At 65.6% G+C, this 12946-nt stretch carries 13 protein-coding genes; 7 read left to right on the top strand and 6 right to left on the bottom strand.

The annotated features are described in order from the left end of the window. Positions 1-301 precede the first annotated feature (301 nt). Positions 302-1117 carry an N-acetylmuramoyl-L-alanine amidase gene (locus EDE08_RS18830; RefSeq protein WP_165936032.1) on the top strand — a complete coding sequence of 272 codons (816 nt, stop codon included), beginning with the start codon at positions 302-304 and terminating at the stop codon, positions 1115-1117. 100 nt (positions 1118-1217) lie between these two features. On the opposite strand, the gene EDE08_RS18825 is transcribed toward EDE08_RS18830, so the two are convergent. The 3 genes from EDE08_RS18825 to EDE08_RS18815 form a co-directional block, all read right to left on the bottom strand. Beyond that, entirely contained in the window at positions 1218-2825 is a 1608-nt protein-coding gene (locus EDE08_RS18825) for a Na+/H+ antiporter (RefSeq protein ID WP_165936031.1), read from the bottom strand. A 49-nt stretch (positions 2826-2874) separates the two neighbouring features. Then, positions 2875-3732: a class A beta-lactamase gene (gene bla / locus EDE08_RS18820; protein WP_131870272.1), complete on the bottom strand. Its 858-nt coding sequence runs from the start codon at positions 3730-3732 to the stop codon at positions 2875-2877. A 186-nt stretch (positions 3733-3918) separates the two neighbouring features. Continuing rightward, complete coding sequence (locus tag EDE08_RS18815) at positions 3919-4293, bottom strand: nuclear transport factor 2 family protein (protein ID WP_061879813.1); 375 nt, start codon at positions 4291-4293, stop codon at positions 3919-3921. A gap of 95 nt (positions 4294-4388) precedes the next feature. Between EDE08_RS18815 and EDE08_RS18810 the strand changes: the two genes are divergently transcribed. After that, positions 4389-4817 (top strand): GFA family protein, encoded by a 429-nt coding sequence (locus tag EDE08_RS18810; protein ID WP_131870271.1) that lies wholly within the window; start codon positions 4389-4391, stop codon positions 4815-4817. Positions 4818-4995: 178 nt separating this feature from the next. Next, complete coding sequence (locus EDE08_RS18805; protein WP_131870270.1) at positions 4996-6789, top strand: caspase family protein; 1794 nt, start codon at positions 4996-4998, stop codon at positions 6787-6789. 42 nt (positions 6790-6831) lie between these two features. Here the strand turns inward: EDE08_RS18805 and EDE08_RS18800 are convergent, their stop codons facing one another. Together EDE08_RS18800 and EDE08_RS18795 are read right to left on the bottom strand one after the other, a co-directional pair. Next, positions 6832-7524 carry a DUF1345 domain-containing protein gene (locus EDE08_RS18800; protein ID WP_131870269.1) on the bottom strand — a complete coding sequence of 231 codons (693 nt, stop codon included), beginning with the start codon at positions 7522-7524 and terminating at the stop codon, positions 6832-6834. A 9-nt stretch (positions 7525-7533) separates the two neighbouring features. Next, positions 7534-8457, bottom strand: coding sequence for a polyprenyl synthetase family protein (locus EDE08_RS18795; protein WP_131870670.1), 924 nt, complete (start codon positions 8455-8457; stop codon positions 7534-7536). A 161-nt stretch (positions 8458-8618) separates the two neighbouring features. On the opposite strand from EDE08_RS18795, the gene mtgA reads away from it, so the two are divergent. The 3 genes from mtgA to EDE08_RS18780 all read left to right on the top strand — a co-directional run bounded on the left by mtgA (position 8619) and on the right by EDE08_RS18780 (position 10437). Next, a complete protein-coding gene (gene mtgA / locus EDE08_RS18790) occupies positions 8619-9293 on the top strand; it encodes a monofunctional biosynthetic peptidoglycan transglycosylase (protein WP_131870268.1) in 675 nt (224 codons plus the stop codon). A gap of 168 nt (positions 9294-9461) precedes the next feature. Then, positions 9462-9644 (top strand): 50S ribosomal protein L32, encoded by a 183-nt coding sequence (rpmF, locus tag EDE08_RS18785; RefSeq protein WP_007598106.1) that lies wholly within the window; start codon positions 9462-9464, stop codon positions 9642-9644. A gap of 142 nt (positions 9645-9786) precedes the next feature. After that, entirely contained in the window at positions 9787-10437 is a 651-nt protein-coding gene (locus EDE08_RS18780) for a hypothetical protein (RefSeq protein WP_165936030.1), read from the top strand. Positions 10438-10632: 195 nt separating this feature from the next. On the opposite strand, the gene EDE08_RS18775 is transcribed toward EDE08_RS18780, so the two are convergent. Then, positions 10633-10893: a hypothetical protein gene (locus tag EDE08_RS18775; protein WP_165936029.1), complete on the bottom strand. Its 261-nt coding sequence runs from the start codon at positions 10891-10893 to the stop codon at positions 10633-10635. A gap of 221 nt (positions 10894-11114) precedes the next feature. Between EDE08_RS18775 and EDE08_RS18770 the strand changes: the two genes are divergently transcribed. Then, positions 11115-12806 carry a bifunctional diguanylate cyclase/phosphodiesterase gene (locus tag EDE08_RS18770; protein WP_131870265.1) on the top strand — a complete coding sequence of 564 codons (1692 nt, stop codon included), beginning with the start codon at positions 11115-11117 and terminating at the stop codon, positions 12804-12806. Positions 12807-12946: the final 140 nt, after the last annotated feature.

Raw genomic sequence — 12946 nt, 5'->3', positions numbered from 1 at the left:
AGCGCAGCGCTCCTTCAGCGCTGCACTGCAAAGCCGGGGCCCAGGTAACAGCGATGGGTCCCGGCTCTGCGTCGCGTCATTTTCTGACGCGTCGCGCCCGGGACACGAGTGCTGTCTTGCGTTGACGTCCTCCCGCGCCCGCGCCAATCTTCTCGAAAACAAATCGGGAGGATCAGCCATGTTCCGCGCCGCCGCCAGCATTCCCGACAAGACCAAGCACCTGCCGCCGGCGATGCCGGAACGCTTCGGCGACGTTGCCGGCTTCGTCGGTCGTCCCTGGATCGCAGCAGCGGAGTAGCGCTTGGGGCAACTACGAAGCATCATCGTCGGGCTGGTCGCGTCGATCTTGCTGTCGCCGCTTGCGACTGTTGGCAGCGGCGAGGCCGCTGCTGCGCGAAAGGTTGCGAAGGCCAAGCCGAAGCAGCCGCAATCGTCGGCAAAATGCGAGATGCCGAAATTCCGGATCGTTGTGGATGTCGGGCACACCCCCGATTCCTACGGCGCTTTGAGCGCGCGCAATGATCCGGAGTTCGGCTTCAACTTCCGCCTCGCCAGGCTGATCACGGCGAAGCTCAGGTCCGAAGGCTTTGCCGAAACCCGCCTGCTCGTCACGGACGGCAAGGCACGGCCGAGCCTGTTCAAGCGCGTCAGTGCCGCGAACGAAGGCCGCGCCGATCTGTTCCTGTCGGTGCATCACGATTCGGTGCCGGACAAGCTGCTCGAGACCTGGGAGTTCGACGGCGCAAAGAGCTATTTCAGCGACCGTTTTTCGGGGCACTCGCTGTTCGTGTCGCGGCAGAATTCACACTTCGCCACCAGCCTGATGTTGGCCAGGATGATCGGCAGGCAGTTGAAGGAGCAGGGCCTGCGCTATGCCAGCCAGTATACCCTGCCGGTGATGGGCCGCTACCGGCGCCAACTGCTCGACAAGGACGTCGGCGTCTATCGCTACGACGGGCTCATCGTGCTGTCGCGGACGAGGAGCGCCGCCGTGCTGCTCGAGGCCGGCTCGATCATCAATCGCGACGAAGAAATGGAGCTGAACTCGGCGGTGCGGCACGAAGCTGTCGCGGGCGCCGTGGCAGCTGCAATGAGGGAGTTTTGCGAGAGGCGGTAGCGAGTTCGGCTTCGGTTGGTCATTGCGAGCGCAGCGAAGCAATCCAGATTCTCCGCGGAAGGACTCCTGGTTGCTTCGCTGCGCTCGCAATGACGAGAAGCTACAGCGGCATTCTCCGATACTCCCGGTTTGCCAGACTCGCCTCCTCCAGATCCAAATCACGTTCGATTCGCCTCCGCGTCTCGTCGGTGATCTGGCCCTCGCGCAGGAGCCCGTGGATGAATTTGCGTTCGGCGGCAATCAGCTCGCGGGTCAGCGCGGTACCGGCGGCGGAGACGTCGTGGTGGTTGGGATCGAGCGAGTCGGGGAGCTGGTTGACGCGGATGTCGTGCCGGGCGCGCAGCAGCCGCATCACTTCTTCGGATACTTCCTTCTGCGTGGTCAGCGCATCGAGCGATTCCAGCGCGGCATCGAGCGCTTGGCGGCGGGCGGCGATCTCCGCTTCGTGCGCGGCGGCATGCTCGTGGCGGCCGGCCTCGGCGACGCCGAGCCAGCGCACGACCGGCGGCAGCGTCAGGCCGACGCCGATCAGCGTGACGAAGATGACGCCGAAGGCGACGAACAGGATCAGGTCGCGGTACGGAAAGGCCTCGCCATCAGGCAGCGTGAACGGCAGCGCCAGCGCGGCCGCCAGCGACACGGCGCCACGCACGCCGGTGAAGGCGAGCACGAACGGCCATTGCCATGGCGGCGACGGGTCGCGCTTGCGCAGCGACTTGCTGAGCATCCGCGGCAGGTAGGTCGCGGGGTAGAGCCACGCGAAGCGCGCGATCACGACGATGACCAGGACCACTGCCGTCGCGATGAGAATGTCGTCGAGCGGGAAGGACTTCGACTTCTCGTAGAGCGCGCGCATCTGGAAGCCGGTGAGCAGGAACAGCATGCCCTCGATCAGATAGATCACCAGATCCCAGAAGAAGATGCCTTGGAGGCGCGTTGCCGACGAGATCAGCAGCGGCCCGTTCCAGCTCACGTAGAGGCCGCAGGCGACGGTCGCGATCACGCCGGAGCCGCCGACATGCTCGGGCAGCCAGTAGGAGACGTAGGGTGTGATCAGCGACAACGTCAGCTCGACCTGCGGATCCCCCGACCATTTGCGGAAGCGCAAGGAGAGCCAGCCGACACCGATGCCGAAGGCGATCTCGCTGGCGACGATCAGGAGGAACTCGCCAGCCGCGAGCGGCAGCGAGAAATGTCCGACCATGATCGCGGCGAGCGCAAAGCGGTAGAGAATCAGCGCAGTGGCGTCATTGGCCAGCCCTTCACCCTCGAGGATGACCAGGAGCCGGCGCGGCATGTTGAGCCGGCGCGCGATCGCGAGCGGCGCCACCACGTCGGGCGGCGCAACGATGGCTCCTAGCAGGAAGGCAACGGTCCAGGGCAGGCCGATCATGTAGTGCGTGGCGGCTGCCACCATCGCCGCGGTGAAGATCACCGCGCCGACCGCGAGCAGCACGATCGGGCGTAAATTGTTCCTGAACTCGCGCCAGCTCATGGCGACGCTCGCCGAGTAGATCAGCGGCGGCAGGACCATCAAGAGAACCAGTTCCGGCGGCAGCTCGACCGGCGGCATGCCCGGCACGAAGGCCAGGCCGACGCCGGCCAGCATCAGCAGGATGGCCGGGGCGACGTTGAAGCGGCGCGCGGCCAGCGCCACGCCCGCCAGCACGGCAAGCAGGATGAGAAAGGTCTGAAATTTCGCTTCCATGATGGCCTGTCTTGACCCGGAAGCGCGCGCAAGGTCAATGCGGCGCCGCTCACGCCAGCTGGCCGGCGACCATCCGTCCAATCTGCGCGAACAAAGTCGCGATCTGCGCCGCATTCGGCGTGCCGCCCTGGGTATAGGCCGCGATCAGGATCGGTGCATCCGGCTTCGGCCAGGCGACCGCGATATCGCCCGACGCATCCTTGCCGTTATTGCCTGTCTTGTCGCCGATCTTCCAGCCTGCCGGCAGGCCACCGCGCAGCCGGTTCGCACCGGTCTTGCAATTCACCATCCAGTCGGTCAGTTGGAGGCGCGATTGCGCCGACAAGGCTTCGCCCAGCACCAGCCGCCGCAGATTGCCCGCCATCGCCGCGGGTGTCGTGGTGTCCCGGGGATCGCCGGGCCGTGAGCGGTTGAGCTCTGGCTCGTTGTGGTCGAGCCGCGAGGTGGTATCTCCGAGCGATCGCCAGAATGCAGTCAGCGCGGCGGGCCCGCCGATCCGCGCCAGCAGCAGATTGGCGCAGGTGTTGTCGCTGAGCTCGACGATCGCCTTGCACATCTCGCCGACCGACATCTTGCCGGCCGCGAGATTTTGCCTGGCAACCGGCGCATACTCCAAGAGGTCGGCCTTGCCGTAAGGGATCATGGTCGCAAGCTGCTCCTCGCCGCCATCGACCCGCGCCAGCACGCAGGCCGCAAGCGAGGCCTTGAATGTCGAGCACATGACGAACCGCTCGTCGGCGCGCCAGGTGAATTTTTGGCCGGTCGCGAGATTCTCCGCATAGAGCCCGATGCGCCCGCCAGTGTCGCGCTCGTAGGCTTCGAGTTCGGCCGGCGCCTCCGCGGCGAGCGCGGGAGAGGCGGCGATCCAGCACAGGGAGGCGAGCAGGGAGCGGCGATCGACGAGCATGAAAGACCTTGGCGTGGGTCAGACGGGGAAAGGCTGTAGCGGGCGCTTTATCCGCACCGTCATTGCGAGCGGAGCGAAGCAATCCAGTCGGCCTCCGCGGCGAGATTCAGGATTGCTTCGCTTCGCTCGCAATGACGAATGCAGAACGAGTGCGACAGATTTCGGGCAGCGGAAGATCGGGAGGGCTCACTCCCGCAGGTCGTACCTGTACGATTTCGACACAATCTGCCAGCCGTCGGCGAGCTTCATCGCCACCAGATAGTCGGTGAAATAGCGCGGCGGCAGCTGGCAGCGCACCTTGATGAAGGCGGTCTTGTCGTCGGAACGGTCGATGGTGACGACGAAATCCTCGCGCGGCTTGCCCTCGGCTTTGGCCGAGGCGCGCTTGCGGACGCGATCGAGCCAGTCGGGTACGGTCAGAACCTGGAGTTCGCCCTTCTCGACCCAGCGCAGATCGGCGGAGGGATGGAAGATAGCGCCGAGCTTTTCGGCGTCGCCCTCATAGAGCCCGTCAAAATAGGATTGCACGACGGCTTCGACGCTCGACCGGTCCTGGTTCATGGGTCATTCCTTTGCATGATGGCGCGGGGCGAACTTAGTCGCATACGTCAAAATGCGCTATGGGTCTGTGGGCCGCTTGCGCGAAGGCAATCGTCATGACCGGATCAGACAAATCGAATGCTCGTATCCTCACCGGCGAATGCTATTGCCGCGCTGTGCGCTTTGAAGTGGCGGATGCGTTCTCCTATGCGATGAACTGCCACTGCTCGAACTGCCGTCGCACCACCGGGGCCGCCTTCAAGCCGTTCGCCGGCATCGCGCAAGACAAGCTCCGCATCGTCCGGGGAGAGAACCAGCGGATGATTTTCGGCGACGATACCACCCATGATGCGCATTGTGCCCGCTGCGGCTCGCTGCTCTATTCCAGGGTGCGTGAAGGACAATGGGTTCATGTCGCCATGGGCACCCTGGTCGACGCGCCCTCGATCCGGCCTAGCGCCCATATATTCGTCGGCTCGAAGGCACCGTGGCACGAGATTACGGACAATCTGCCGCAATATCGGGGGCACATCGGGGTTGTCTGACGGAGCGTGGTCCGCGCGGCCATTCGTCGGCGAACCGCGACTGCGATGGCGCGACAAACAAACGGGCCTTCGGCCTGTCGTCGGCATCCCCTTCGTGACCTCCATCACAAGCGCCAGCGGTATGTTGCTAATTGGTCCCAAAGGGCCCGAGCGGCCCGGAACCATCGGAAGTCGTGTCATGCGAAGTTTGCTCAGACTTTGTCCGCTTTTGGTCGTCCTCGGCCTGCTGTTCGGCGCCGGGCCCGCTTTGGCCGGGAAGCGCGTCGCGCTGGTGCTCGCCAATTCGGCCTATCAGCACGCCCCCTCGCTCGCCAATCCCGTCAATGACGGGGTGGTCATGGCGAAGATGCTGAAGGAGGCGGGCTTCGATCTCGTCGAGTCCCGGCACGATCTGCCGGCGCCGGATATGCGGCGCGTGCTGCGCGACTTCGCTGACGCGGCTCGGGATGCCGATATCGCCGTGGTCTACTATGCCGGCCACGGCATCGAGGTCGAGGGCGCGAACTACCTGATTCCCGTTGACGCGAGGCTCGATCGCGACACCGATGTCTACGACGAGGCGCTCACGCTCGACCGTGTCCTGGTCGCGGTCGAGCCTGCAAAGCGGCTTCGCCTGGTCATCCTCGATGCCTGCCGCGACAATCCCTTCGGCAAGAGGATGAAGCGTACGATTGCCGCGCGCGGCATCGGTCGTGGTCTTGCCCAGGTCGAGCCGAGCAGCCCCAACACGTTGATTGCCTATTCGGCCAAGGCCGGGTTCACGGCGCAGGACGGCGACGGTGCCAACAGCCCGTTCACGGTCGCGCTGTCGAAGCATCTGACGACGCCGGGCCTCGACATCCGCCGCGCCTTCGGCTTCGTGCGTGACGACGTGCTCAAATCGACGGGCAACAAGCAGGAGCCGTTCGTCTACGGTTCGCTCGGTGGCGAGGACGTACCGCTGGTGCCGGTCAAGGTGGCCGCCGTCGCGTCTGCGGCGAATCCCCAGGCTGATATCCGCCGCGACTATGAGCTCGCGCTCCAGGTCGGCAACGGGCCGGCGTGGGAAGCGTTCCTCGCTCGGCATCCCGACGGCTTCCATGCGAGCCTCGCCAAGCTCCAGCTCGAGAAGATTGGCGCCGAGCAGGCTCATGCGGCGGCTATCGAGAAGGCGAAGCAGGCCGAGGCCGAGCGCGATCGTCTTGCTGCGCTCGGCGCGCAGAAGGAGGCGCAGGCCAAGGCTGCGGCCGATGCGAAGGCCGCCGAGCAGGCACAGCTTGCCGCCCAGAAAGCCAAGGAGCAGGCGCAGCAGCAGGCCATCGCCGCCGAGCAGCAGCGCGTCAATCTCGCCGCTGCCGCCCCGAGCGCTGCGCCGGCCAGCACCGCAAGCCCCGCCGGCACCAACGTCGCCTCGCTGACCCCGGCGACCGCGCCGGCCGACCTCAACCGCTCGGTGCAGACCGAGCTCGGCCGCGTCGGGTGTTTCTCCGGGCAGGTCGACGGCAACTGGAATACGTCCTCGCAGCGATCGCTGTCGCAGTTCAACCGCTATGCCGGCACCAGGCTCGACGTGACGGTGGCAAGCACCGACGCGCTCGATACGGTCAAGGCCAAGCAGTCTCGCGTTTGTCCTCTGGTGTGCGAGCACGGCTTCAAGGCTGATGGCGACAAATGCACCAGGATCGTCTGCCGCGAGGGTTATGCGGTCAACGATGACAATGAATGCGAGAAGCAGCGTGCGGCCAAGCCTGCGACCGCGAAGCGCGACGACGGCGACGAGCGTCCCGCGCGGCAGCGTCGTCAGTCTGGCGGGGCGGCGGGCGGCCATGGTGCCGCTGCCGGCATTGCTGCTGCTGGCGCCGGCCGCGCGACGAGTGACGGGCAGGTCTACTGCAACAACACCGGTTGTCGTCCGGTCCATCGCGGTTGCCGTCTCGAATATCGCGGTGGCGGCGGCCCCGGCAACGACCCCAACGCCGAGGTGTGTTACTGACCGCTGCTTTCTGGATCGTCCGGCGAGGGCCGGGACGACGGATTATTTCGAGATCGCGCTCGCCGCGATGTTCACCGTCAGCGCCAGCAACGCCGTGTTGTAGAAAAAGGACACGATGCCGTGCGCCGTCGCGGTGCGGCGAATGGTCTTGTCGGTGATGCCGACGTCGGAGACCTGCGCAGTCATGCCGATCACGAAGGAGAAATAGACGAAATCCCAATAGTCGGCATGGTCTTCCTTGTCGCCGCTCGGAAACTGCAGGCCACCTGGCGTACCGTCGCGATAATAATCATGCGCGTAGTGCAGCGCGAAGGTCGTGTGCACCGCAGCCCATGACAGTACGATGGTGATGATCGCGATCGTGAGCTCCAGGCCGCCGCGTTGCGGCGTGCCCAGCTCGGAGAAGATTGCAGCGATGCTGGCGAAGGCACCGGTCGCCGTGACGAGCAGGATCACGAATCGGCCGTCGTCCTGCATCGCAGCGGCGCGACGGATGTGCCGGTGGTCGTTGCAGAGCATCATCGCATAGACCAGCCCGAGATAGACCGCGATCAGCGCGTCCCATCCGAACAGGAGCCGCGTCACCAGCCGATGTGTGCCCGGCAGAAGCAGGCAGACGAGGACGCCGACAGCGAGCGCAATGAACGTCCGCGGCCGTGCATAGAGCAGCCGCATCGGCCGCGACATCTGGCGGAAGCGGACAAGAACGGGATCCTCTTTGCCGCCGGCCGCCATCGGCGCGCGCTAGTTTTTCCGCTCGGCGACGAATCGCGCGGCGGCCTGCAGCACGGCTGCGCGGTCGCCGAAGATCGACACGGCGCTGTCCGCGCGCGCGAGCAAATCGCGCACGCGCTGCTTGGCGCCTTCGATGCCGAGTTGAGTGACGAAGGTGGTCTTGCCGAGGGCTGCATCGGCGCCGGCCGGCTTGCCGAGCGCGGCCGCGTCGCCTTCGACGTCGAGCAGATCGTCGGCGATCTGGAAGGCCTCGCCGAGCGCGCGGCCGTAATCGTCGAGCGCCTGATATTCCTTCTGCGAGGCCTGGCCGAGGATCGCGCCGGCGATGCAGCCGTAGCGCAGCAGCGCGCCGGTCTTCATCTGCTGGATGCGGGCGACGTCGATCGGCTCGTTGCCGCCGAAACGGCCTTCGCCGGCGAGGTCGAGGATCTGGCCGCCAACCATGCCGCCGATGCCGGCGCAACGCGCCAGCGCGCGCGTCAGCAGCAGCCGCACATTGGCGTCGCGATGGACCTCGTCGCGGGTGATGATGTCGAAGGCGAGCGTCAAGAGGCCGTCGCCGGCGAGGATCGCGGTGGCGTCATCGGTCTGCTTGTGCAGGGTGGGGCGGCCGCGGCGCAGGTCCGAATTGTCCATCGCCGGCAGGTCGTCATGGATCAGCGAATAGCAGTGGATGCATTCGAGCGCGGAGCCTACGAGCAGGGCCGCCTCGCGCGGCACGCCGAACACGGCGGCGCTTTCGACCACCAGGAACGGCCGCAGACGCTTGCCGCCATTCAGGCTCGAATAGCGCATTGCGTCCATCAGTCGCTTGGGCCGGGCGATCTCGTCGTGCAGGATGTCGTCCGACAATAGCCGCCCGAGCAGGGCCTCGGTGTCATCAGCGGTCTTGTCCAGACGTTTGGCGAAATCGGACGGGGACGTGCCGGTCATCAAGAAGGGCTCCAGAACTAAAATTCGGCCGGACAATCCTTTATGCGCCCGCGCCAGTCAATCGTTTGGAAGGGCTAAAAAGTGCTGGAAAAGGCCCGGATTATCACAGACTTAATGGCTCAGCCGTGGGCCTCGTTTCATTTTGCGCCGGAAAGGTCGACTTGCGCATCGTCAAAATCCTTCTCCTGGCGCTCGTGGTCGCGGCTCTCGCGCCCTATGTGATCGCGCCGTTCTACCGCACCGGCCATCCGGTTTCGACGCTGATGGCCTGGCGTTCGCTCCGGGGCGCGCCTATGCAGCGGACGTGGATCGATCTGGCTGACATGTCGCCTTATCTGCCACGCGCCGTGGTGGCGGCCGAGGATGCCCATTTCTGCAAGCATCACGGCATCGATTGGGGCGCGTTGCGCGAGGCGATCGACGACGCGCAGGAGGATGGCACGCCGTTCCGGGGCGCCTCCACGATCACCCAGCAGGTGGCGAAAAACCTGTTCCTCTGGCAGGGGCGGGATTTCGTTCGCAAAGCGCTGGAATTCCCGCTGGCGCTCTGGATCGATCTCGTCCTGCCCAAGCCGCGGATCCTGGAGATTTACCTCAACATCGCCGAATTCGGTCCGCAGGGCCAGTTTGGCGTCGAGGCGGGCAGCGCCTATGCCTTTGGCAAATCGGCCGCCAGCCTCTCCCCGCGGGAGGCAGCCCTTCTGGCCTCGATCCTGCCGAATCCGGTCAAACGCAGCGCCCGGACCCCGGGACCGGGCGTCCGGCGGCTGGCAGCCACCTATATGGCGCGGGGGCAGGCGACCTCGCTTGCGACCTGCTGGCGCGAAAATCGCTGATTTTGGCCCATTCCGGGCGCATTTTCCGGCCTAAGAGCCTAGCTTTACGGCCAGCCTTCCTCTATAAGCGCGGCCTTGATCGGCATTCAGCTCGCCTCGTATTGCGGGTGCTGAGCCGTCCCTCCGTGGACGATGCCCTGATGACACCAATCCCTAGAGGATATTGAAATGGCCGTTCCGAGAAGAAAAACCTCGCCGTCGCGCCGCGGCATGCGCCGCTCGGCTGACGCCATCAAGAAGCCGACCTATGTGGAAGACAAGGACTCCGGCGAGCTCCGTCGTCCGCACCATCTCGACCTCAAGACCGGCATGTACAAGGGCCGTCAGGTCCTGAAGAAGAAAGAGTCCTGAAGGCAGGACCTTTCCTCAGGCGGGATGATTGAACCCGCGTGATTTCGGCCAACCCATGAGCTAGACGGTGACGGCGGCGGGGCAAATGCTTCGCCGCTGCATTGCTCTGTCCGGATATCTTGATCGAGAAGGCATCTCGCCGATGGTCGGTTTCCCGCTGCTTCTGATTCCGCTCGCGGTCTACAACATCATCGCCTTCCTGATGCCCAGCGTGTCCTTCTCGGACGTGCTGTTCAATGTGCCGATGATCACGGGCGAGAGCTGGCCGGTCACCCTCGCCGATCTGCTGCTCGCGCTCGGAGTGGTGCTGCTGCTGCTCGAGGTGGTCAAGGGCGCGCGGCCAGGCTCGAAATTCCTGATGGATCATTTGCTGTCGCTGATCGTCTTCGGGGCGGCCGCAGCCGAATTCGTGATGTGGCCCAAATTCGGCAACTCCACCTTTTTCCTGCTGGTGCTGCTGGCGATGGCGGACTTCTTCGCCGGCATTGCCCAACGCACGCGCCGCCGCGTTACCTATGTCGCCGAGACGACCGTGCCGGCGCCACGCAAGTCCAAGCGCAGGGATGAAGCGCCGGCGGATGATACGGAGGCCGCCTCCAGGTTCGAGCCGGTGATTGCGCCGCAGCCGGCGCCGGTGGCGCCGCCGGCACCCTCGGCGCAATCCGTCGCGGAATCGGTGCTGATGGATCACCCTGCGCCCAAGCCCGTGCAGGCGCCTTCGCCGGAAATTCCCTCGCCGCAGCTGCAGCCGGGGAACGGCACGCCGTCGTCGCCGGATACACCGCAGCGCTGATCTTGCCGCGTCGGCGGTGCGCTCCCTCGCCCCGCTTGCGGGGAGAGGGTTGGGGTGAGGGGGAGTCTCCACAGGGTCGGTGAGAGTTGGATTCGCGGAGAGTCCCCCTCACCCGGAATCCGCGCTGCGCGCGCATTCCGGCCTCTCCCCGCAAGCGGGGAGAGGCGAAGACGGTCGTCTCACTTCAAATCAATCTCAAGCCACCTGACGCGTGCGAGCGCTGACGGTTCCGAGCGGGCGCTTGCTGCCGTAGGCCATCAGCGCATCCTCGGAGTAGGCGCGGCGGAGCCGGCTGGTCTGGGGCAGATGCTCGGCGTTGGCGATGAGCTGGGTGACGAAGCTCGAATCGGGGCGGGGCAGCGGCGCCTTGTGAACCCACTGCAACGTCGGCATCAGCGGCACCAGGGCTGTGCCTGCGCCGTTCTCAGCCGCGTCCGATCGATCGGTACTCAACATCGCAATCACCGTTGATCCGGCGAGATTGTCGCGTTTCGGGACGCAGGCGCCGGTGCGAGTCCTGTACTCGCAAGGCCTATGCCGCCCGGGCCGGTTTGGTTCCCCACGTCCGGGAAACGTGGTTTCCAAATTGTTTATCAACTTTGCCTAGGGTCGGGGGCGAATCTGGCTCTATCCTGTGCCGGATCAGGACTTCTCCACTGTCCCAGAACGAGGCGATTTTGACTCCCGCATTGCCGCAAGCCTCTGACATCCTCGCCGCGCTCGGCCAGGCCGTGTTCGCCTGGGACATCGCCAGCGATGCCATCGTCTGGGGTGAGCAGGTCGCCAGCATCTTTCCCGGCATCCCGGCCGAGCGGCTCGCGACCGGCGCCGAATTCGCCAAGCTGATCGAGCCTGCGCAAACGCTGCGGACCGCGGCCCTGGCGCAGACCTCCGCCGTGCACGGCGCCGGCGGTACGCCTTACCGGGTCGAGTACGGCGTGCGCATGAGCGCCTCCGATCCCGTGATCTGGGTCGAGGAGACCGGCCGCTGGTTCGCGGGCCCCGATGGTCGCCCCACACGTGCGATCGGCTCCGTCCGCATCAACAATGAGCGCCACGCCCGCGACGAGGAACTGGCCAAGCTGGCCCGGCTCGATCCCCTGACCGGCGAGCTCAACCGCTCCCATCTGCTGGCGGCATTGGCCGAGGCGATCGAGGAGACGACCCGCTTCCGCTCGACCGCGGCCTTCATGCTGGTCGGCATCGATCATCTCGCCCGCGTCAACGACGCTTTCGGCTTCGACGTCGCCGACGCCGTGATCCTGGATGTCGCCAAGCGCATTCGTTCTCGCCTGCGCGGCGGCGACGTGCTCGGGCGCTTCTCCGGCAACAAGTTCGGCCTGATCCTGAAGAACTGTACCGTCGACGACATGAACGTCGCCGCCGAACGTTTCCTCACCGGCATCCGCGACGAGGTGGTGCCGACGAAATCCGGCCCGGTCTCGGTCACCGCCTCGATCGGCGCGGTCAGCCTGCCGCGCTATGCCCGCAACACCGATGAAGCGGTCAACCGCGCCCATGAAACGCTGGATGCCGCCAAGCGCCGCCGCGCCGGCTCGTTCGCCGCGTGGCGCCCGGACGCCGCGCGCGACGCGCAGCGCCGGGTCAACATCCGCGTCACCGACGAGATCGTCACCGCGCTGAACGAACGCCGTATCAAGCTCGCCTATGAGCCGGTGGTCTCGGCCAGCTCGCGCGAACGCGCCTTCCATGAGTGCCTGGTGCGGATGGACCAGGGCGACGGCCAGGTGCTGCTCGCGCCGGACATCGTGCCGGTTGCCGAGCGGCTCGGCCTGATCCGCCTGGTCGACCATCGCGTGCTCGAGCTCGTGGTTGCCGAGCTCGCCGCTGCGCCCGGCATCTGCCTCAGCCTCAACATCTCGCCTGATACGACGATGGATCCGGACTGGTGGGCCGGGATCGAATCGCTGATGCTGGCGCATCCCGGCGTTGCCGAGCGGCTGATCGTCGAGATCACGGAGACGGTCGCGATCCAGGATGTCGACGACGTCCGCGGCTTCGTCACGCGGCTGAAGAATTTCGGCAGCCGCATCGCCATCGACGATTTTGGTGCCGGCTACACCTCGTTCCGAAACCTGCGCAAGCTCGGCGTCGACATCGTGAAGATCGACGGCGCCTTCGTGCAGAACGTCACCCGCTCGGCCGACGACCGCGCCTTCGTGCAGACGCTGATCGACCTCGCCCGCCGCCTCGACATCAAGACGGTCGCCGAATGGGTGCAGGACGAGGAAGCAGCAAACATGCTGCGCGAGTGGGGCTGCGACTACATCCAGGGCCGCCTGATCGGGCTCGCCTCGGCCGAACGCCCATGGGGCGCGCCGGAGAATGTGCTGCCTGCGGCGATCTGAGATATCGTAGGGTGGGTTAGCTCGCGGCTGCGCGAAGCGCAGTCCGCTAGAGCAGATTCCGATCAAGTTGAACTGTATCCTGCTGCCGTGAAGTAGTTGGCGCATTCGGCAGGGGTGAATGCTCTGTAGGCGTCGGCAAT

This window comes from Bradyrhizobium sp. R2.2-H, assembly GCF_004346455.1.
GTDB classification, from domain to species: Bacteria; Pseudomonadota; Alphaproteobacteria; order Rhizobiales; family Xanthobacteraceae; genus Bradyrhizobium; species Bradyrhizobium diversitatis.
Note: the sequence above shows the minus strand (reverse complement) of the source record. Positions and strands in the feature narration are given on the sequence as shown.